The organism is Xanthobacter autotrophicus (assembly GCF_005871085.1).
In the GTDB taxonomy this organism is placed as follows: Bacteria; Pseudomonadota; Alphaproteobacteria; order Rhizobiales; family Xanthobacteraceae; genus Xanthobacter; species Xanthobacter autotrophicus.
Map to the genome: position 1 here is coordinate 736,431 of NZ_VAUP01000015.1, position 19,224 is coordinate 755,654.

General features: G+C 67.4%; 19 protein-coding genes. 7 read left to right on the top strand and 12 right to left on the bottom strand.

Annotation, left to right across the window (positions count from 1 at the left end; translation table 11 throughout):
* Positions 1–197: 197 nt before the first annotated feature.
* A complete protein-coding gene (locus FBQ73_RS23130) occupies positions 198–1,880 on the top strand; it encodes a flagellar biosynthetic protein FliO (RefSeq protein ID WP_170218791.1) in 1,683 nt (560 codons plus the stop codon).
* Between the two features lie 139 nt (positions 1,881–2,019).
* Here FBQ73_RS23130 and dksA read toward each other — a convergent pair whose 3' ends face one another.
* Positions 2,020–2,436 carry an RNA polymerase-binding protein DksA gene (gene dksA / locus FBQ73_RS08190; protein ID WP_041576138.1) on the bottom strand — a complete coding sequence of 139 codons (417 nt, stop codon included), beginning with the start codon at positions 2,434–2,436 and terminating at the stop codon, positions 2,020–2,022.
* A 304-nt stretch (positions 2,437–2,740) separates the two neighbouring features.
* Here dksA and FBQ73_RS08195 point away from each other — a divergent pair, with 304 nt between their 5' ends.
* Complete coding sequence (locus tag FBQ73_RS08195; protein ID WP_138398956.1) at positions 2,741–3,586, top strand: AAA family ATPase; 846 nt, start codon at positions 2,741–2,743, stop codon at positions 3,584–3,586.
* 17 nt (positions 3,587–3,603) lie between these two features.
* The gene (locus tag FBQ73_RS08200) at positions 3,604–3,972 is read left to right on the top strand and encodes a hypothetical protein (protein ID WP_138398957.1); all 369 of its coding nucleotides are present in this window, start codon (positions 3,604–3,606) and stop codon (positions 3,970–3,972) included.
* 171 nt (positions 3,973–4,143) lie between these two features.
* On the opposite strand, the gene FBQ73_RS08205 is transcribed toward FBQ73_RS08200, so the two are convergent.
* The 9 genes from FBQ73_RS08205 to coxB all read right to left on the bottom strand — a co-directional run bounded on the left by FBQ73_RS08205 (position 4,144) and on the right by coxB (position 12,124).
* The gene (locus FBQ73_RS08205) at positions 4,144–4,992 is read right to left on the bottom strand and encodes a MipA/OmpV family protein (RefSeq protein ID WP_138398958.1); all 849 of its coding nucleotides are present in this window, start codon (positions 4,990–4,992) and stop codon (positions 4,144–4,146) included.
* A 184-nt stretch (positions 4,993–5,176) separates the two neighbouring features.
* Positions 5,177–5,959: an SURF1 family protein gene (locus tag FBQ73_RS08210; protein WP_138398959.1), complete on the bottom strand. Its 783-nt coding sequence runs from the start codon at positions 5,957–5,959 to the stop codon at positions 5,177–5,179.
* Entirely contained in the window at positions 5,956–6,342 is a 387-nt protein-coding gene (locus FBQ73_RS08215) for a DUF983 domain-containing protein (RefSeq protein WP_138398960.1), read from the bottom strand. The genes FBQ73_RS08210 and FBQ73_RS08215 overlap by 4 nt, the downstream gene beginning before the upstream one ends.
* 99 nt (positions 6,343–6,441) lie before the next feature.
* Positions 6,442–7,275: a cytochrome c oxidase subunit 3 gene (locus tag FBQ73_RS08220; protein ID WP_138398961.1), complete on the bottom strand. Its 834-nt coding sequence runs from the start codon at positions 7,273–7,275 to the stop codon at positions 6,442–6,444.
* A gap of 133 nt (positions 7,276–7,408) precedes the next feature.
* A complete protein-coding gene (locus tag FBQ73_RS08225) occupies positions 7,409–8,056 on the bottom strand; it encodes a cytochrome c oxidase assembly protein (RefSeq protein ID WP_138398962.1) in 648 nt (215 codons plus the stop codon).
* Positions 8,057–8,140: 84 nt separating this feature from the next.
* Positions 8,141–8,308 (bottom strand): hypothetical protein, encoded by a 168-nt coding sequence (locus FBQ73_RS22725; protein WP_170218792.1) that lies wholly within the window; start codon positions 8,306–8,308, stop codon positions 8,141–8,143.
* A gap of 14 nt (positions 8,309–8,322) precedes the next feature.
* Positions 8,323–9,270 carry a heme o synthase gene (locus FBQ73_RS08230; protein ID WP_138398963.1) on the bottom strand — a complete coding sequence of 316 codons (948 nt, stop codon included), beginning with the start codon at positions 9,268–9,270 and terminating at the stop codon, positions 8,323–8,325.
* 232 nt (positions 9,271–9,502) lie between these two features.
* Positions 9,503–11,125 (bottom strand): cytochrome c oxidase subunit I, encoded by a 1,623-nt coding sequence (ctaD, locus tag FBQ73_RS08235; protein WP_138398964.1) that lies wholly within the window; start codon positions 11,123–11,125, stop codon positions 9,503–9,505.
* Positions 11,126–11,251: 126 nt separating this feature from the next.
* Positions 11,252–12,124 (bottom strand): cytochrome c oxidase subunit II, encoded by an 873-nt coding sequence (gene coxB / locus FBQ73_RS08240; RefSeq protein WP_138398965.1) that lies wholly within the window; start codon positions 12,122–12,124, stop codon positions 11,252–11,254.
* A 573-nt stretch (positions 12,125–12,697) separates the two neighbouring features.
* On the opposite strand from coxB, the gene FBQ73_RS08245 reads away from it, so the two are divergent.
* The 3 genes from FBQ73_RS08245 to FBQ73_RS08255 all read left to right on the top strand — a co-directional run bounded on the left by FBQ73_RS08245 (position 12,698) and on the right by FBQ73_RS08255 (position 16,655).
* Positions 12,698–13,270 carry an invasion associated locus B family protein gene (locus FBQ73_RS08245; RefSeq protein WP_138398966.1) on the top strand — a complete coding sequence of 191 codons (573 nt, stop codon included), beginning with the start codon at positions 12,698–12,700 and terminating at the stop codon, positions 13,268–13,270.
* A 338-nt stretch (positions 13,271–13,608) separates the two neighbouring features.
* Positions 13,609–15,453, top strand: coding sequence for a monovalent cation:proton antiporter-2 (CPA2) family protein (locus tag FBQ73_RS08250; RefSeq protein ID WP_138398967.1), 1,845 nt, complete (start codon positions 13,609–13,611; stop codon positions 15,451–15,453).
* A 200-nt stretch (positions 15,454–15,653) separates the two neighbouring features.
* Complete coding sequence (locus tag FBQ73_RS08255; protein WP_138398968.1) at positions 15,654–16,655, top strand: DUF937 domain-containing protein; 1,002 nt, start codon at positions 15,654–15,656, stop codon at positions 16,653–16,655.
* Between the two features lie 227 nt (positions 16,656–16,882).
* Here FBQ73_RS08255 and FBQ73_RS08260 read toward each other — a convergent pair whose 3' ends face one another.
* Positions 16,883–17,206, bottom strand: a complete 324-nt coding sequence (locus tag FBQ73_RS08260) for a DUF1127 domain-containing protein (protein ID WP_170218793.1) — start codon at positions 17,204–17,206, stop codon at positions 16,883–16,885.
* Between the two features lie 190 nt (positions 17,207–17,396).
* Here FBQ73_RS08260 and FBQ73_RS08265 point away from each other — a divergent pair, with 190 nt between their 5' ends.
* The gene (locus tag FBQ73_RS08265) at positions 17,397–18,278 is read left to right on the top strand and encodes a LysR substrate-binding domain-containing protein (protein WP_170218794.1); all 882 of its coding nucleotides are present in this window, start codon (positions 17,397–17,399) and stop codon (positions 18,276–18,278) included.
* A 22-nt stretch (positions 18,279–18,300) separates the two neighbouring features.
* On the opposite strand, the gene FBQ73_RS08270 is transcribed toward FBQ73_RS08265, so the two are convergent.
* Positions 18,301–19,017, bottom strand: coding sequence for a GntR family transcriptional regulator (locus tag FBQ73_RS08270; RefSeq protein WP_138398971.1), 717 nt, complete (start codon positions 19,015–19,017; stop codon positions 18,301–18,303).
* Positions 19,018–19,224: the final 207 nt, after the last annotated feature.

Below are 19,224 nucleotides of genomic sequence, written 5' to 3' on the forward strand. Positions count from 1 at the left end.
TGCGGGTCCGAGGCTGACGCACATATCGAGCCGGTGACGAGAGGCTAGAGCGCGCGCTGATCGGATTGCACCGCAATCTGTTCGGATAACGCATTCTCTTTCTTGAGGTTAAAGCCGCCGTCGTCGGCATGGGGGTTTCCCCGACAGCGTTTCGTGGTCCACAGGCACACGAAAGCGCCTTACATCAGAGCGGAGGCATGATGCTACAGCAGTTGTTCGGGTCCCAGCTGGCGCTTCCGATCCGCCTGGCGATCGCCGTCGTCGTGATCGGTGCGTTGTTGGCCGTGACAGTGCTGGTGATGCGACGCCTCACCAGCCGTGGACGCGGCCCCGTCCGGAGCGGCCGCGCCGGTCCTCGCCTTGCGGTTCTGGACAGCGTGGCGGTCGACCAGCGCCGGCGCCTTGTCCTGGTGCGCCGTGACGAAGTGGAACACCTGCTCCTCGTGGGCGGCGCCAGCGACATCGTAGTGGAGCACCAGATTGCGGTCGAGGACGAGGACGCGGCCATTGCGGCTTCTCCCGCACCGGCCCTCGCTGCCTCCCGCGAGGCGCCCGCGTTGCAGCGCGCCGCCGGACGCCGTGGCCTCCAGGCCCCGGCCGCGCCGCCGTCTCCCGAAGCTCTCGCCGCAGCTACCGTTGCGCCCCAAATTGCGCCGACCCTGCCGACGCCGGAACCCGCCCCTGCGGCGGCCTTTGCGCCGCCCCCCGCCGCCACTGCGCCCGCACCGGCCGCCCCCCGCGAGGACCGGCGCCCCCTGCCCTCCCGCCGCCCCCTGCTGCGCAACGAAAGCCCCGCATCGGCGCCGCGGGCCGTGCGCCCTGCTGCCGAGGCCCCAGCCATCACCCCTCCCGCGCCCTCTGCGTACACGGCACGGCCGGCGTCACAGTCGCCGCTGATGGCCCCCGCACCGGCGGTTGAGCCGGACGCCGTCCGGCTCGCGCCCGCCGAGCCCCGGAAGGCGCCCGAGATCGAGCTCGCGCCGCCCGCGCGGGTCGAGCCGGCACCTCTGCCGCGGATGGAACCCGCCCGGTCCGAAGCCCCGGCCATCGATGGCCGTCTCGACGATCTGGCGCATCGCCTTGATGCGGCCCTCGCCCATTCCGCGCCGGCGCACCCCGCCCCCCCCGAGCCCCAGTTGAGCCTGGCCGATCTGCTCGGCGAGACGCCCGAAAAGCCCGTCGAGTCGGACGCCGCAGCCAAGGAGACCGCCCCCAGGGACATCGCCCCCAAGGCGGAACCCGGAGTGGCACACAAGTCCGAATCTGCGCCCGAACCGGCCATCCAGCCCGAGCCCGCGATCGACAGCCCGCAGGTGCGCCCGTCTGACCGCCCGCTGTCGCGCTTCCTCTACCAGTCGCGCTCCCGTTCGGAGCCCCGCGTCGGCGACGAGGTACGACCGCGTCTGGATCCGCTCCGGGCGGAGCGCCCGTCGGAGGATGGCGCCCGCCCGGCCGCACCCGCCCGCGTCGAGCCGCCGCTGCGTCCGCGCGAGTTCGCGTTCCGCCCGTTGGAAGCCAGCCCCCGCGAACCCGCGACCCGGGAGGCGTCTGCCCTGGACGCGTCCCGCCGCGAACCGCCGGCCCTGCGCGAGATCACCCGCGAACCGCTGCGCACCAGCGAGCCCGCAGCGACCCTTCCCCGTCCGCAGGGCACCGTCGACACCAAGACCGAGACCGCCAACGAGGTGAAAGCCGAGGCCAAGGCGGAGGAAGATGCCCCGTCCCGTGCCGGCTTCATCCCGACCGTCGCGCCCAAGGCTACCGAGACCGCTCCTGATGCCCCGGTTGTAGCACCGGAGCCGAAGGCGAAGGATCCGCTCGACGATTTCGATGCGGAGATGGCCAACCTGCTCGGCCGCAGCAGCGCCCGCGGGCATTGAGCAATGCGTCTCGGCACCGGTCATGGATCGGCGCCGCCGGCATGAGGTAGGCCGATTGAACAAAAAGGGCCGGCGACGCAATGCATCGCCGGCCCTTTTTGTTTTACCCAAGTGCCCGAGACGGCGTTCGTCGCAGGCGTCAGTCGTCGCGATAGACGCGCTCGCGCCGTTCGTGCCGCTCCTGCGCTTCCACCGAAAGGGTGGCGATGGGGCGGGCCTCCAGGCGCTTCAGCGAGATGGGCTCGCCGGTGTCCTCGCAATAACCGTATGTGCCGTCCTCGATCCGTAGCAGCGCGGCATCGATCTTGGCGATGAGCTTGCGCTGGCGGTCGCGGGCGCGCAGCTCGATGGACCGGTCGGTCTCGGACGAGGCCCGATCGGCAAGATCGGGATGGTTCTGATTCTCGTCCTGAAGGTGCTGCAGGGTCTCGCGGGCCTCCTTCAGGATATCTTCCTTCCAGCGCAACAGCTTCACGCGAAAATACTCGCGCTGCCTGTCGTTCATGAAAGGCTCGTCCTCGCGGGGCCGATAGTCCTCGTCGATTTGGATCGACATCAGCAAGGTCCTCAATAAGCGTCGCTGACCCCTGGCACGGTGTCGCTTCGGGCCCTTGCATCCCAAGGATGCAGGATCCGGGCGAACCGTGCCGAGTCAACGACCTGAAGCGACCTCCTGGCGACCTGGCCGGCGGAGCCGGACCCTTCCGGACAGGAATGACGCTCCATTGTCGGGGGCGCTTATATCCACGCCGCAGGTTTCCGACAACCGGCATCGCAGGGTTCTCGGGGCTTGACGCCGCGCGCTCGGCCCCCGACCCTGCTGCGGTGCGGCGAGATGGCCGCCGGGAGGACGTGTATCCATGCGTTTCGAGGGCACGCAGAGCTATGTGGCGACCGATGATCTGAAGGTGGCGGTTAACGCCGCCATCGTGCTCGAACGCCCCTTGCTGGTGAAGGGCGAGCCCGGAACCGGCAAGACCGTGCTGGCGCAGGAGGTGGCCGGGGCGCTTGGCGCGCCGCTCATCGAATGGCACGTGAAGTCCACTACCAAGGCGCAGCAGGGCCTCTACGAGTATGACGCCGTGGCGCGCCTGCGCGACAGCCAGCTCGGCGACCCCCGGGTGCACGACATCACCAACTACATCCGCCGTGGCAAGCTGTGGACGGCGTTCGCCTCGGACGTGCGGCCGGTGCTGCTCATCGACGAGGTGGACAAGGCCGACATCGAGTTCCCCAACGATTTGTTGCTGGAGCTCGACCGCATGGAATTCCACGTCTACGAGACCGGCGAGCAGGTGAAGGCGCGCCAGCGTCCTCTGGTCATCATCACCTCCAACAACGAGAAGGAGTTGCCGGACGCCTTCCTGCGCCGCTGCTTCTTCCACTACATCCGCTTCCCCGACGCCGAGACCATGCGCGCCATCGTCGAGGTGCATTTTCCCGGCATCAAGCAGCGGCTCGTGGCCGAGGCCATGCGCCTGTTCTACGAGCTGCGCGAAGTGCCCGGCCTGAAAAAGAAGCCCTCCACCTCCGAGCTGATCGACTGGCTGAAGCTGCTGCTGGCCGAGGATGTGGACAGCGAGACCCTGCGCCAGCAGGACCTGCGCAAGACCATTCCGCCGCTGGCCGGCGCACTGCTCAAGAACGAGCAGGACGTGCACCTATTCGAACGCCTGGCCTTCCTCGCCCGCCGCGAACAGCGCTGACGGAGCCGCCGTTGCCCATGGACGCCATCGGTTTTCTCGTGACGCTGCTGGTGGTCGGCGTGCCGCTGGCCATGTTCTTCGCCCTGCGCCGAACCAAGGGACCGGCCAAGGCGGAGCGGCAGGTCGCGCTCGCTGTGCCGGTGCGCCGGCCGCCCGCCGATTTCGGCATGGCGCGGGAAGGCCATGATGCACCGGCCCCCACCGCGGATCAGGCCTCGGCCGCCCCCGCTTCAGGCGCGGCTGCGGCAGCCGCCGGCGGTGCCTTCATCCTTGCCGTTGAGGCGGCGCGGCAGCATGCGGGCGAGCGCGAATCCACCGAGGCCGGCCAGCGGCACGGCCACGGGCCGGATTCCGGTGGCGATTCGGGTTCTGGTGGCGGCGGTTAGGCTGACCGGCGCTCAGATTGCATCGCAGCGGATCGGATAATTGCTTCGCGGTAGAGATGTTTTCGAGACGGCTTCGCCCTTCAGGCGCGGCGATGGCCGCGAGCGTCAGGTCGTCCCGACGCACGTCAAGGAGTGACCGAAGACGGGCAGCTCAGAGCGCCCGGTACCTGATCACCACCAGGCCTTGCCGATGTTGAAGGTGTAGCTCAGCGAAAGGCCGGCCATGAACTGGTTGGCATCGTTGGTGAGCGGCGAGGACGAGGCGTCCCCGAGCAGGTGACCGTAAGTGCCGTAGACACCCGCCTCGAAGCCGTTGCGGAAATTGTAGGTGAGCTGGGCCGTGGCGCCAACCAGGTCGAAGCCGGCGCCCGCGCTATAAACCGGCAGCGGATTGCCGAATGCCGTGGCCACCGCCGACTGCACCGGCGTGACGCCGAAATAGGTCTCCATATAGCCCGAGCCGCCGTAGGTCAGGCGCGGACCGACGGCGAAGCGCCACTGGCCATAAGGCACGATGACATCCGCGCCGAGAAGGCCCCGCACACCCTCGAAGCCGCCGACGCCATAGCGCAGCTCAGCGCGGGTCCGCAGCCAGGGCGTCACGTACCACTCGGCGAAGCCACCGGCTTCCACCGACACGCCGATATCACCGAGGCCGGTGAGCGTATCCGCATCGCTCGCGTTGCGCCCCCAGTCGAGCCGTCCCACCGCGCCGACGCGGAAGGTGCCGGTATCGAACAGGGCGATGGAGGGATTGTCGTCCACGCTGCGGAAGACGTTGAGCTGGCTGGCCTTGCTGATGGAGAAGATGAGGCCGGGCCGCACCGTGTAGTCGTCCGAGCCGGGATACTTGGGCTCCAGCTGGCCCGCGCCGCCGATGGTGAGATACCAGTCCTCCTGCGCCGAGGGCGCCACCGGGGTGGCCGGCGGCGGCGAGAACAGGTCGGCCGCCGTGGCGGAAACCAACCCACCCACGGAAAACACCGTGGCGAGAAGGGCGAAACGCAGCGACCGATGCATGAAAGACCTCTGACTGAACCGCGGCCATCCTGCGGCCGAGCCGTTTGCAAATTCCGAACGGAGCGAACCCAAAGGTAGCTCAACGAAAAGATGGCTAACGACGTGTTGCGTCAAGAGCTTGCCGGCGATAGCGGAAGGGCGTTGCAAAAACGCCACGCTGGATCGACGCCACGGAGGGTGGTGCTCAACCCGAACCACCGCCCCGGCGCCGGGTCCACAGGAATGCGGCTGTCACACCCACCAGCGCCGCGGCAAGGCCATACCAGGTGAGCGCATATTCCAGATGGCGGTTGGGGAAGGCGAGGCGGGTGCCCCCGGACAGGGGCAGCCCCCCCGGCACCGCATTCGCTTCCTCGTCGACGACGAAAGGCGCCGCGCCCGGGACGCGGCGGGCCGCGGCTATGCCGGCGGGATCCATGCGGAAGAAACCGCCACGCGCCGGATCGTTGGCCGGCACGAACCAGCTCGCCTCCTCCGGCAGGCGCAGCAGGCCGACCACCTCCACCTCGCCCGTCACCTGGCCGGCGGCGCGGGTTGCGGGATCGCGCCGGTCGGACGGGACGAAGCCGCGGTTGACCAGGATCGGCGGCCCATCGGAGCGCAGCAGCGGGGTGACCACCAGATAGCCCTGCCCCTTCACGGGACCAGCCGCATCCTCGCCGCGCACCGTATAAACGAGGGTTTCCCGGCCGTGGTCGAAGGTGCCGCGCACGCGGACACGGCGATACTCGTCCTCCTCACGGGTGAGATTGGGCCAGAGCGCGGGCGCTGGAACAGCCACGGGCGGCGCATGCACCCGCGCCTCGACCCGGGCAAGCAATTCCTGTTTCCAGGCGAGCCGCTCCAACTGCCAGGTTCCAAGGCCGATCAGGATGAGGAAGGCCGCCAGGGCGACGATGGCCGGCAGCACCAAGCCACCAGCCGGCCGCCGGACGCGAGCGGCAGCATCGTCCGGCGCGGCGCTCACGGAGTGTGCGAATCAAGCCGCCCCTCGGCGGCCTTGTTGCGGTATTGCAGCGCCACCATCACGCCCTTGAAGGGGCGCAGCAGGCCCAGCGTCACCACCAGGATGGCCGGGATCCAAAGTAGCGCATGGACCCAGAGCGGCGGCTCGAACTTCATCTCCACCCAGAAGGCGAGCGCCACCACCACGAAACCGCCGATCAAGATGACAAAGACCGCCGGACCGTCGCCCGAGTCGGCAAAGCTATAATCAAGCCCGCAGGCGGAGCAGGACGGCGCCAGATCCAGAAACCCCTTGAATAGCGGCCCGCGCCCGCACCGGGGGCAGCGGCAGCCGAGACCGGCCGACCACGGGGAGATCGGCGCGAAATGAGGGTCGAGGGGCATGATCGCTATCCTTGCGTCCGAGCTGACGGACGGAACGTCTCAGCGCGGACCGAAGGCAGGGCGGGTTCGACGTGCCGCCCTGCCCTGCCAGTTCTCTGGTCAGTGACCGGCGGAACCGCCGGACGCCCACACATAGATGAAGGTGAAGAGGAACAGCCACACCACATCCACGAAGTGCCAGTACCAGGCCGCCGCCTCGAAGCCGAAATGCTTCTGCGTGGTGAAGTCGCCCTGATAGGCCCGCAGCAGGCACACCGCGAGGAAGATGGTGCCGACGATCACGTGGAAGCCATGGAAGCCCGTGGCCATGAAGAAGGTGGCGCCATAGATGTTGCCGGCGAAGGCGAAATGGGCATGGGCATATTCGTAGGCCTGGAGCGTCGAGAACAGGACGCCAAGGATCACGGTGCACCACAGGCCCCACTTCATGCCCTGCCGGTCGCCGTGCACGAGGGCATGGTGAGCCCAGGTGAGCGTCGTGCCGGAGGTCAGCAGGATCAGCGTGTTGAGCAGGGGCAGGTGCCAGGGGTCGAACGATTCGATCCCCTTGGGCGGCCAAACGCCGCCGGTGAACTCCAGCCGCTGGAAGTTGATGGCCTCGCTCGTGAAGAGGGAAGCATCGAAGAACGCCCAGAACCAGGCGACGAAGAACATCACCTCGGAGGCGATGAACAGGATCATGCCGTAGCGCAGGCCCAGCACCACCACGCGCGTGTGGAAGCCGGCGCGACTCTCATGGACCATGTCCCGCCACCAGCCAAACATGGTGTAGAGGACGCCGAGGAAGCCCACCGCCATGGCAATGGCGGTGCCGCCATGCATCCACACCACCGCGCCGGCGGTGAGTATGAGCGACGAGACGGCCCCGATGATCGGCCAGGGGCTCGGATCAACGACGTGGTAATCGTGTTTCTTGACGTGTGCCTCGGCCATCGCGAAAGGCCTCCCTTCCCCTGTCACGTGAAGGCCCCGCCGAAGACCCGGCGCGTGGCCCCATCCCTGATCGACGGCCCTTTCGGCCGCCTTAAAACATTGCGCCGCGCCGTGCGGAGCGCCTGCGCCGACGTCAGAGCGGCCTGCCGTCAGCCCCCGTTCCACTCGCCCGCGCCACCGGCTTGTCGGCTGTCTTGGCGGGGAAGAATGTGTAGGACAGTGTGATATCGGTCAGCGTCTTCAGATCCGGATCCTGCGCGATGGCCGGGTCCACGTAGAAGACGACAGGCATCTCCAGCTTCTCGTTCGCCCCCAGCGTCTGCTCGTCGAAGCAGAAGCATTGGAGCTTCACGAAATAGGCCCCCGCCTGGGGCGGGGAGACGTTGTAGGTGGCGTTGGCGTGCGTCTCCAGCGCGGAGCGGTTCGCCGCTGTGTAGTGGGCAAGGCTGGTGGCCCCCACCTTGATGGTCAGGTCGCGCTCCACCGGCGCGAAGGCCCAAGGCAGGCCGGGCGCCACATTGGCATCGAAGCGAATGGTGATCTCGCGATCAATGGGGGCGGCAGAGGGCGCCGCGCCCACCCGCGTGGCACCACCGAAGCCGGTCAGGGCGCAGAACATGGCGTAAAGCGGCACCGACGCATAGGTGACACCCACCATGGCGGCGATGAAGGCCGCGCAGGCCGATGCGACGACCACATGGCGGCGGCCGTCGCGGCGGGCGCTCTGCCCGTTGGTGCCACGTTCCTTGCCTGCTGCGGCCTCAGCCTTGCCCGCGTCCATCCTTCACCCTCACCATCCGGATCGCCCCCGATCCCCTTCCCCCGTCATCACACCCTGTCGAATGGCCCCTTTTGACTGACCGTCTCAAAGCGGCCGGTTCAGCACGTTGGGTCCCAGCTTCACGATGGTCACCACGTAGAACAGCACCGCCAGGAACCCCAGCACCGAGGCGATGGCGATATTGCGCGCCCGTCGCCGCCTGAGCTGTTCCGGCGTCAAGACCACGCCCTCCTCTTCCGGAGGACGCGGCATCTTCTTTCCAGCGTTCATCGCAGCAGCCCACCAATCACCGCCTCGCCGAGGAGTGTGGCGAACAACGCGAACAGATAAACGATCGAGAAGCCGAACAGGCTCTTTGCCGCCCTGACGGCGGTTTCCCCCTCGCGGCGGCGAAAGACCCGCCAGGCAAGCGTGATCATCCAGGCCCCCGCCAGCACCGCGACGGCGCCATAAGCGTATCCGGCATAGCCGAGAACGGAGGGACTGGCGGCAAGCGGCACAAGGAAGAGCGTGTAGAGCAGGATCTGGAGGCGCGTTTCGTCCGGGCCCGCCGTCACCGGCAGCATGGGCACGCCGGCGCGGGCGTAGTCATCCGCCCGGTAGAGGGCGAGGGCCCAGAAGTGGGGCGGGGTCCAGAAAAAGATGATGGCGAACAGCAGCACCGGCTCCAGCGAAACGGTGCCAGATGCAGCCGCCCAGGCCACCAGCGGTGGAAAGGCGCCGGCGGCGCCGCCGATGACGATGTTCTGCGGCGTCGAGCGCTTCAGCCACATGGTGTAGATCACCACGTAGAAGAAAATGGTGAAGGCGAGCAGGGCGCCGGCCAGCGCATTGACCAGCAGACCCAGCACCACCACCGAAAACGCCGAGAGGGTGAGTCCGAAGGCCAGCGCCTCGCGGGCGGAGACCCGGCCCGACGGCACTGGCCGCTTGCGGGTGCGCGACATGATGGCGTCGATATCCGCATCCCACCACATGTTGAGGGCGCCGGCCGCGCCCGCGCCGACCGCGATGCACAAAAGGGCGGTGAAGGCGATGACCGGATGCACATCCCCCGGCGCACGGACGAGACCCACCAGCGCCGTGAAGATGACGAGCGACATCACGCGCGGCTTCAGAAGCTCAAAATAGTCGCGCGGCGACGCTAGGCCCTCTCCGGCCGCCACGAAGGCATACGGCTCGGAATTGGTCAGGCTCGCTGGTTCGTCACGCATCCCGAAACTCCCTCAAACCCGGCCTGCCCAAACCATTTTGCGCATTGGGACGATCGACCCGGCTACGCTTGGTCCGGCGGGATCCCACGCGCCTCTTTGGGCGCTTCGAACCCCTGTCTCAAAGTGCCTTTCCGGCAGGGCGTCGCGAGTGGCGGCGCCGTTCGAGCCGGAAGGCGGAAGAAGCCGCGGTCGCCCGCGGCTCCCCTGGATCATGGCCGCATGGGCCAAGGCTTCACTTGATGCGCGGCAGCACTTCGAACTGGTGGAAGGGCGGCGGCGACGAGAGCGTCCATTCCAGCGTGCTGGCGCCGGGACCCCACGGATTGTCGCCGGCCTTTTCCTTGCGGATGAAGGCGAGCGCCGTGCCGGTAAGGAAGATCAGCACCGCCACGCCAGAGATGTAGGAGCCCATGGAGGAGACGAAGTTCCAGCCCGCGAACGCATCGGGATAGTCCGCATAGCGGCGCGGCATGCCGGCGAGCCCGAGGAAGTGCTGCGGGAAGAACACCAGATTGACGCCCACGAAGGTGACCCAGAAGTGCAGCTTGCCCCAGAATTCCGGGATCATGTAGCCGCTCATCTTGGGGAACCAGTAGTACCAGCCGGCGAAGATGGCGAACACGGCACCGAGCGACAGCACGTAATGGAAGTGGGCCACCACGTAATAGGTGTCGTGCAGCGAGCGGTCGATACCGGCGTTGGAGAGCACCACGCCCGTCACGCCGCCCACGGTGAACAGGAAGATGAAGCCGATGGCCCACAGCATGGGGGTGCGGAACTGCAGCGAGCCGCCCCACATGGTGGCGATCCAGGAGAAGATCTTCACGCCCGTGGGCACCGCGATGATCATGGTGGCGGCCACGAAGTAGGACTGCGTGCCGCTGGAGAGGCCCACCGTGTACATGTGGTGCGCCCACACCACGAAGCCCACCACGCCGATGGCGACCATGGCGTAAGCCATGCCGAGATAGCCGAAGATGGGCTTGCGCGAGAAGGTGGAGATGATGTGGGAGACGATGCCGAACCCGGGCAGGATCAGGATGTACACCTCGGGGTGACCAAAGAACCAGAACAGGTGCTGGAACAGGATCGGGTCACCGCCGCCGGCCGGATCGAAGAAGGTGGTGCCGAAATTGCGGTCGGTCAGCAGCATGGTGATGGCGCCCGCCAGGACCGGCAGCGACAGCAGCAGCAGGAAGCCGGTGATGAGCTGGGACCAGGCGAACAGCGGCATCTTGTGCAGCGTCATGCCCGGCGCGCGCATGTTGAAGATGGTGGTGATCAGGTTGATGGCGCCGAGCAACGAGGACGCGCCGGCGATGTGCAACGAGAAGATCAGCAGGTCCATGGCCGGGCCGGGATGGCCGAGCTTGGACGACAGCGGGGGATAGATAGTCCAGCCGCCGCCGAAGCCATTGGAGCCGGCCGCGCCTTCCACGAACAGCGACGACAGCGCCAGGATGAAGGAAGGCGGCAGCAGCCAGAAGGCGATGTTGTTGATGCGCGGGAAGGCGGTGTCCGGCGCGCCGATCATCAGCGGGGCGAAATAATTACCGTAGCCGCCGATCAGGGCCGGCATCACCATGAAAAAGATCATGATGAGGCCGTGGCCCGTGGTGAAGACGTTGAACGTCTGCGGATTGGAGAAGATCTGCAAGCCAGGCTGCTGCAGCTCCATCCGGATGGCAATCGACAGGATGCCGCCCACAATCCCCGCCACGATGGCGAAGATCAGGTACATGATCCCGATGTCCTTGTGATTGGTCGAGAAGACCCAGCGCTTCCAACCGGTGGGGATGTGCGCGTCGTGGTCGTCGTTACCGTAGTGGCTGTGGGTGACTGCCTCGGTGGCCATTCCCGCTATCCTTGTCTGCCGGCACTGGCGCCCGTCTCGCCACGCCGTCGCTTGCCTGCTCCCATCACCGGACGCGACCGGTGACGCAATTTCATGAGGCGCCGGCGCCCGGCGCCGGCCAAAATCTCAGCGCGCCAGAGGGCCGGCAGCCAGAGTGGCGGTTTCGCCGGCGTCGGCCAGCTGACCGGCGGCATCGGCCGCGGACGCGAACTTGGCCTTGGCCTGGGCGACCCAGGCCGCGAAGTCCGCCTCGCTCACCGCCCGCACCGCGATCGGCATGAAGGCGTGGTCGCGGCCGCACAGCTCGGAGCACTGGCCGTAATAGATGCCCTCGCGGGTTACCTTGAACCAGCTTTCGTTCAGGCGGCCGGGGTTGGCGTCGATCTTCACGCCAAACGAGGGCACCGCGAACGAATGAATCACGTCGGACGAAGTGACCTGGATGCGCACGATCTTGTTGACCGGCACCACCACCTCATTGTCCACCGCGAGCAGGCGCGGCTGGCCAGCCTTCAGGTCCTTTTCCGGCACCAGGTAAGAGTCGAAGCCGAAGGCGCCATTGTCGGGATATTCGTAGGACCAGTACCACTGGTGCCCCGTCACCTTCACGGTGATGTCCGGCTTGGGAATGTTCAGCTCGAGGTGCAGCAGCCGGAAGGACGGAATGGCGATGAGGACCAGGATCATCACCGGGATGACGGTCCAGGCTACCTCGATGAGGGTGTTGTGGCTGGTCTTGGAGGGCACCGGATTGGCACGCTCATTGAAGCGCACCACCACGATGGCGAGCAGCACCAGCACGAACAGCACGATGGAGGTGATGATAATCAGCATCAACGTGTTGAAGTCGTGGATCTTCTCCATCACCGGCGTCACGGCGGCCTGGAGATTGATCTGCCACGGTGATGGCTGTCCGGTCTCGGCGGAGGCGGCGCCCGCGAAAAGGCCCGCGGCGCACGTGCCCATGACAAGGGCAGCGGAGCGAAGGAACGACTTCATCTTCAACGGCTCTCCCTGGCCCGGCGGATCGAACCACCGTCTTACTGGACCCGCCCTGCACGCTCAGCGACGTGCCACCGGGACCACTTGTTCAAATGAACAAACCCATCTGGCTAAAACCGCTGGCAGGTGCACTGTTTTATAGGCAGTCACTCTCCCTATGGTTCATCAAACATAATTGGGTCCGCCTTGCAATCGCCCAAGCTTCGCCCTCGGTGCGACAATAAGACAGCGGATTGACGCCTGATACAGGAGCCTCCTCATCGGGTCCTGCACTGCCCCTTGTGCTGCCTTGGTCGGCAGGTACCCCTGCCGTGGCGGCTCCGGGTCGGCACCGGGGTATGCCGCGACGTGACAGAGACAAAATGGCGCGCCCGATTGGTTTCTAAATACCGTCGCAAGGCGCCTCTGCTACGCCTGAGAACCGAGCCATGGGAGAATCCCCCTGGCATGCATCCACGCCACGCTGCTGCCGCATTGTTGACAGGATGGCTAGGCCATTAAGGCATTGGTTCACTAAATCAGATAAGGCAGGTTTGCCTGGCGCCCGCCGGGTTCCTGCCGGAGCTTGCGATGGTCGTGTCGTTCCCTGCCCGCCGCCTCTTCCTTTCGGGCCGTGCCGCGAGGGCCCGGTCCGGGACGAGTGCTGGTGCGCTGCTTATTCTTTTCGGCGCGCTCGTCGCGGCCGCCTTCGCGTCAGCACAGCCTGCGGTTGCGCAGGGCGTCGTGAAGTCGGTGCACGGCGAGTGGCAGATCCGCTGCGACACGCCGCCGGGCGCCCAGAGCGAGCAATGCGTCCTGCTCCAGTCGGTTCAGGCGGAAGACCGGCCGAACGTGGGCCTCACGGTCATCGTGCTAAAGACCGCTGACCAGAAAAGCCGCCTGCTGCGCGTCCTGGCGCCCCTCGGCGTACTGCTGCCGGCGGGCCTCGGCCTGAAGATCGACGAACAGGACGTGGGCCGGGCCGGATTCGTCCGCTGCCTACCCAACGGCTGTGTCGCCGAGGTGGTGATGGACGACACGCTCGTTGCCCGCCTGAAGGCCGGCAAGCAGGCGACCTTCATCATCTTCCAGACCCCGGAAGAAGGCATCGGCGTCCCCCTCAGCCTCAACGGCTTCGGACCGGGCTTCGACACCCTGCGCTGAACCGGCGCCGGCCGATGGCCGGAGAGCAGGAACGCGCCGGGCAGATGCATGCTGCGTGAAATCGCCCGGCAGACAGGCCGGGCGGGCGGAACGACGTGCCAGATGGCAAATGCACCGCAGGCGAGTGCGCTAGAGACGAACGCTCCAGAGGCGAGTGCTCTGGGGCTATACCAGCGGATGGCTTGCGCGGAGCCATCGCTGCGCCGCAGCATCGGCACGGTTTGGACATGCTTGCTGCGCACAAAGCTGGAGCGGAGCGGGGTAGCGACGTTCGGGTCGTTGGGGCGACCTGAGCGGCGCCGGAGCAGATGGCTTCGGGGGCCGGCAGGGAGAGGTGGATGCACGGGGATGAACACGCACTTTTCGGCGCGGCGCTCGCCTTCCTAGCCGCAGCAGTCATCTCCGTTCCCATCGCCAAGCGTCTCGGCTTTTCCCCCGTTGTCGGCTACCTCCTGGTCGGCATCGCCATTGGTCCGGTGGGGTTCAACGTCGCCGATCCGGGGGTGGTCTCCACTGTCGCCGAGCTGGGCGTGGTCATGCTCTTGTTCCTGGTCGGGCTCGAGCTCAAGCCATCCAACCTTTTGTCCATGGGCCATTTCATCTTCGGCCTGGGCACCGCGCAACTCATGCTCACATCGCTGGCATTCGCGCTCCTGGCCTATTTCGGCCTCGGCTTCGGCGTGGCCGCAGCGGTGATCAGCGGGCTCGCCTTGTCGATCTCGGGCACCGCCATCGCCCTCCAGCTCCTGGGCGAGCGCGGCGACCTTGCCTCTCCCTATGGCCAGCGCACCTTCTCCATCCTGCTGTTCCAGGACATCGCGGTGGTGCCCTTGCTCGCGCTGGTGCCCCTGTTGGCGCCGGGCGGCGAGGCCGAGGTGACGCGCGATCCCAAGGCGACGCTGCTGGCGGCCGCTATCGCGGTGGCGGCCATCGCCGTCATCGTGGTGTCCGGGCGCTACCTGCTCAATCCGCTATTCCGCGTGCTGGCTCGCTCCGGGGCGCGTGAGGCCATGACGGCAGCGGCCCTGCTGGTGGTGATGGGCGCCGCCGGCCTGATGGAGGCGGCGGGCCTGTCGGCGGCGCTCGGGGCCTTCCTCGCCGGCCTGCTGTTGTCGGAAAGCACGTTCCGCCACGAGCTGGAAGCCAATGTGGACGCCTTCCGCGGCCTGTTGCTCGCCGTGTTCTTCATGAGCATCGGCATGTCGCTCAACATCAACGTGGTGCTGGGCCACATCCCGAGCCTGCTTGTGGGGACGCTGGCGGTGGCGGTGGTCAAGTCGGTGATCGTCTATCTGGTGTTCCGGGCCGACAACATCGCTCCCCAGGATTCCATGCGCGCGGCGGTGGCGCTGCTGTCCGCCGGCGAATTCGCCTTCGTGCTGTTCCCACTGGGGCTCGACAACGGCATCCTGAAAGCCGAGCAGGCGGACCTTCTGATCGCCCTGGCCGCGCTCACCATGATCCTCGGACCGCTGCTGTTTGCCGCCTTGTCACGCCTGCTTCCGCGATTCGCACGCCCTGTGGCCGAGCCACCGGCCGACGACTTCGCCGATGCGGATGGCTCGGTGCTGGTGATCGGATTCGGCCGATTCGGGCAGATCGTCTCCCAGTGCCTGCTGGCCCAGGACGTGAGCGTCACCATCATCGACAAGGATGTGGAGATGATCCAGAGCGCCGGGCGCTTTGGCGTGCACATCTATTACGGCGACGGCACGCGGCTCGACGTGCTGCGGGCTGCGGGCGCGGAGACCATGGAAGTCATCTGCGTGTGCGTGGACAATAAGGAAGACGCCAATCGCATCGTCGAGATCGTACGTGCCTCCATTCCCAACGCGCGCCTGTTCGTGCGCAGCTTCGACCGGGTACATTCCATGGAGCTGCTGCGCCTCGGCGTGGATTTCGAGCTGCGCGAGACCCTCGAATCGGCCCTGTCCTTCGGCGCCCGCACCCTGGAGGCGCTGGGCGTGACGCAGACCGCCGCCGCCGCCCGCATCGCCGACGTCCGCGTGCGCGACCGTGCCCGCCTGGAGCGCCAGCTGGAGGAAGGCATCTTCGCGGGTGCCGAGGTGTTCAGCGGCCACAAGGTGGAGCCCGAGCCGCTGACCCAGCCCGAGAAACCGGCCCGCCCGCTGAACCCGGAGGCGCAGGACATCCTGTCCCACGAAACCGAATTCTCCGGCTGAGCCGTGGCAGCCTGGACGCGGCTGCGGCCGGGCCCGCCGGAGTCTTTGGATAGCCCCGAGGCTGTTGCAACCATTTCGTGATTTCGGCGAGACGATGGCGTAAGGTCGCAGCACCGGGTTCGCGATCGGGCAACGGGAAACGGGACGGACAGGCTCGCCAGATCGCACATCTGGACGCCGCGCTCCTGCGGAGTTGGCGTATGGATCAATTCTTGGAGATGCTCCGGGCGGCACAGGGCGGCCACGGGCTCGAGAATATCGGGCGCATGTACGGCCTTTCGCCCCAGCAGGCACAGGCGACGGCCGAGGCGGTGATGCCGGCCTTCACCGAGGCCTTCAAGCAGGCGACCCAGTCTCCCGAAGCCCTCGCCTCGCTCATGGCGCTGATGACCAGCGGACCCTACGGCGCCTTCTATACCCAGCAGCCCGCCGCGCCGGCAGAGCTGTCGCGTGCCGGCACCGAGGCGCTCGACACGGTGTTCGGATCGTCCGACGTGAGCCGGGCCGTGGCCGCGCACGTGGCCTCATCCACCGGCCTGGGCGTCACCGTGGTGCGGCAGATGATGCCCACTTTCGCCACCCTCGTGGTCGGCGGTCTGGCGAAGTCGCTGGCAGCCTCCGGCGCGCTCCAGCAGATGCTCGCGGCCATGCTGAGCCGCATGCCCGGCCAGACCACGCAGCGCATCGCGCCCATCTCCTCCGGCAATCCCTTCATCGACGCCTTCCTGGCCTTCACCAGCACGGCGACCGAGCAGAGCCCCAAGGCCTTCGCCACCGGCAATCCCTGGGCCGATGCCTATGCCCAGATGATGTTCCAGCGCGCGCCCCAGCCGGCACCGCAGCAGCGCAGCACCAATCCGATGGACGCCTGGCAGGACGTGGTCAACGCCATGACCAAGACCATGACCCAGGCTGGCGTCCCCCCCGCGCGCACCCCGCCGCCGGAGCCGCCGCCCCCGCCGCTGGCCCCGTTCCAGAATTTCTTCGCCCAGTTGTTCGCGCAGGGCTTCCCGCCGGCCTTTCCGGGCACGGACGGACAGCAGCGGGGCTATTCCATCCCGGACTTCTGGCTGGACATCATGCGTTCCGCAGGGACCTACCCCGCGCAGCCGGTGCAGGAAGCCGAGACCCTGCCGCCCGAGCGGCCCCGTCTGGTCAACACCTCATCCCAGAACCGCACCGGCGGCCGCGACGCGAAATAGCGTCGCGCCGGCGCGACGAGACGAGACCTCCAGACACAAAACGACCCGCGCCGGTTGCGGTCGGCGCGGGTCGAGTTTCGGCGGAATCGAGGGGCGTTCCCGCCGGATCTTTCTGGACGGACCCAGCCGGCTTGAAACCGCCCGGCCGGATCGCGCTCCAAGCATTTGATTTGGCCCGTGCGCATCACGCCCACGGCATCCGTTTCGCTTTAAGCTGCGCGAAAACCTCAGTGCTGCTGTGCGCGGCCTGCAAGCCTTGCGGCCGCGCGGCGCTCGGTGGCGCGCAGGATGAGCACGCGGGTCGGGTCATCGAGCAGCGGGCCGGAGGTGGCGTCGCGCAGGTCCGAGCGGGTCACGCCGATGTCGCGCAGCATGCGATCATCAAGATTGGCGAGTTCAGACATGACACGGCGACGGTCGATGGCGCGACCGATGACGCCCGCCGTCTTCGCCGCGTGACCAGCCAGGGAGACGGCTGCCAGGCACAGGGCCGCCAGCATCTCGCCCGCGGGGGCAAAGGCAATCTTCCGGGTTTCACCATGAACGCTCATCTTCATCTCCATCGCCGGGGTGGGGATCGCGGACTGTCCTTTCGTGGAGCCCGGGAGCTCTTTGAGCCACCCGATTTCGCATCCCGCCGCTTCGGCGCGCCCTTTGTGACTCCCCGGAATGAATCACGCTAGCGAATGTTTTTCATCTCACGTATCATTCCTCGTGATGAATAGACTGGAACCACCCCCCATGACGGCGATGCTCGACCCCGATCAGCTGCGCACGTTTGTGGCCATTGCCGAGACCGGCAGCTTCACCCGCGCGGCGGAAGTGGTGCACAAGACGCAGTCCGCCGTCTCCATGCAGATGAAGCGCCTGGAGGAGCGCGTGGGCCGGCCGGTCTTCATGCGAGACGGTCGCGCCTCGCGCCTAACCGAGGATGGCGAGCGCCTGCTCGACTTTGCCCGCCGCATCGTCAAGCTGAACGTGGAGGCGGTGCTGAGCTTCGCCGACGCCGCCTTGTCGGGGCGGGTCTGCCTGGGCGTCCCGGACGATTATGCCGACCGCTACCTACCGGACATCATGGCCCGCTTTTCGCGGACCCATCCCTCCGTGGAACTGACCGTATTGTGCGAGCCGTCGAGCGAGCTGGTGCAGCACATCGCCGCCGGCACCATCGATCTCGCCATCATCACCGCCACCGAGATCACCGCCCGCAACGCCCATGTCATCCGCCGCGAGCGGCTGCTGTGGGTGTCCTCGGCGCGGCACAGCGTGCATCTGGAAACGCCGGTGCCGCTGGCGCTGGGCCGGACCACCTGCCAGTGGCGCGACATCGCCGTCTCCCGGCTCGCCGGAGCGGGGCGCAGCCACCGCATCCTCTATACCAGCCCCAACAGCGGTGCGGTCGCGGCGGCGGTGCTGGCCGGGCTCGCGGTCTCGGTATTTCCGGAATCGGCGCTGCGCACCGGCATGCGCGTGCTCGGCAGCGCCGACGGCTATCCGCCCCTGCCCCCGTGCGACATCGGCCTGCTGCGCAATCGCCACGAGCCGTCGCTGCTGGCGGACGCGCTGGCCCAGCACATCGTGCAGGGTCTCGACAACCTCACCGACGCCGAAGCGGCGCAGTGACGCCAGTCACGCCGCACCGCCCTCACACGCTCTCGGCGTAACGCTCGTAGGCGACCTCGACGGTGAGGATGTGGGCGCGCATGGCGGCGGCGGCCTCGGCCTTGTCGCCGCGCAGGATGGCGGTGACCACCCGGTCATGCTCCTCGTAGGAGCGCGCCAGCCGCCCCAGGGTGCGGAACTGGGCGCGGCGGAACGGCTGGAGCCGGGCCCGGGTCGCCAGTGTCAGTTCGGCCAGATAATCATTGTGGGAGCCGGCATAGAGCGTGGTGTGGAAGCGCTCGTTGAGCACCGTATAGCCGCCCTCGTCGCCGCGGCGTGTCAGGTCCGCGAGTTCCGCATGGGTGGCTTCCAGCCCGGCCCGCTCGGCCGCCGTCATGTGGACCGCGCACAGGCCGGCGCACAGGGCTTCCAACTCCGCCATCACGTCGAACATGCCGCGCAGCCGCTCCAGCGACGGCTGGGCCACCAGCGCGCTGCGATGGGGACGTGCCTCCACCAGTCCGGAGGCGGCAAGGTCGCGCAACGCCTCGCGCACCGGAGTGCGGGACACCCCATAGCGCTTCGCGATCTCCACCTCCTCCAGCGGCGTGCCCGGGGCAAGGCGACCGCGCACGATATCGTCGGCGATCTGGAGCCGCAGCTCTTCCGTCCGCGTCACCGGCCGGCCCGCGGCACGACGCCGGCGGGGGCGGGAAGCGGCAGTGGAAGCCTTGAGCGGCTGCGGCGGAAGCAGGGTCATGACGTTACAAGCTACCTGGATTCGATGGCCGCGCGAATTCCGGTGAAATCCTGACGGGGAGGAAACCGGACCATGCCGCATCCCCTCCCCGCCTTGGTTGCCGCGCCCCTGCCCCGATGCGGGGGAACCGGGAAAAGGCGCGGCTTAGAGCCGGAAGAACCGACCAGCTTGAAGCAGGCTGATCAGCGAGCCCGTCCCTAAACGTGA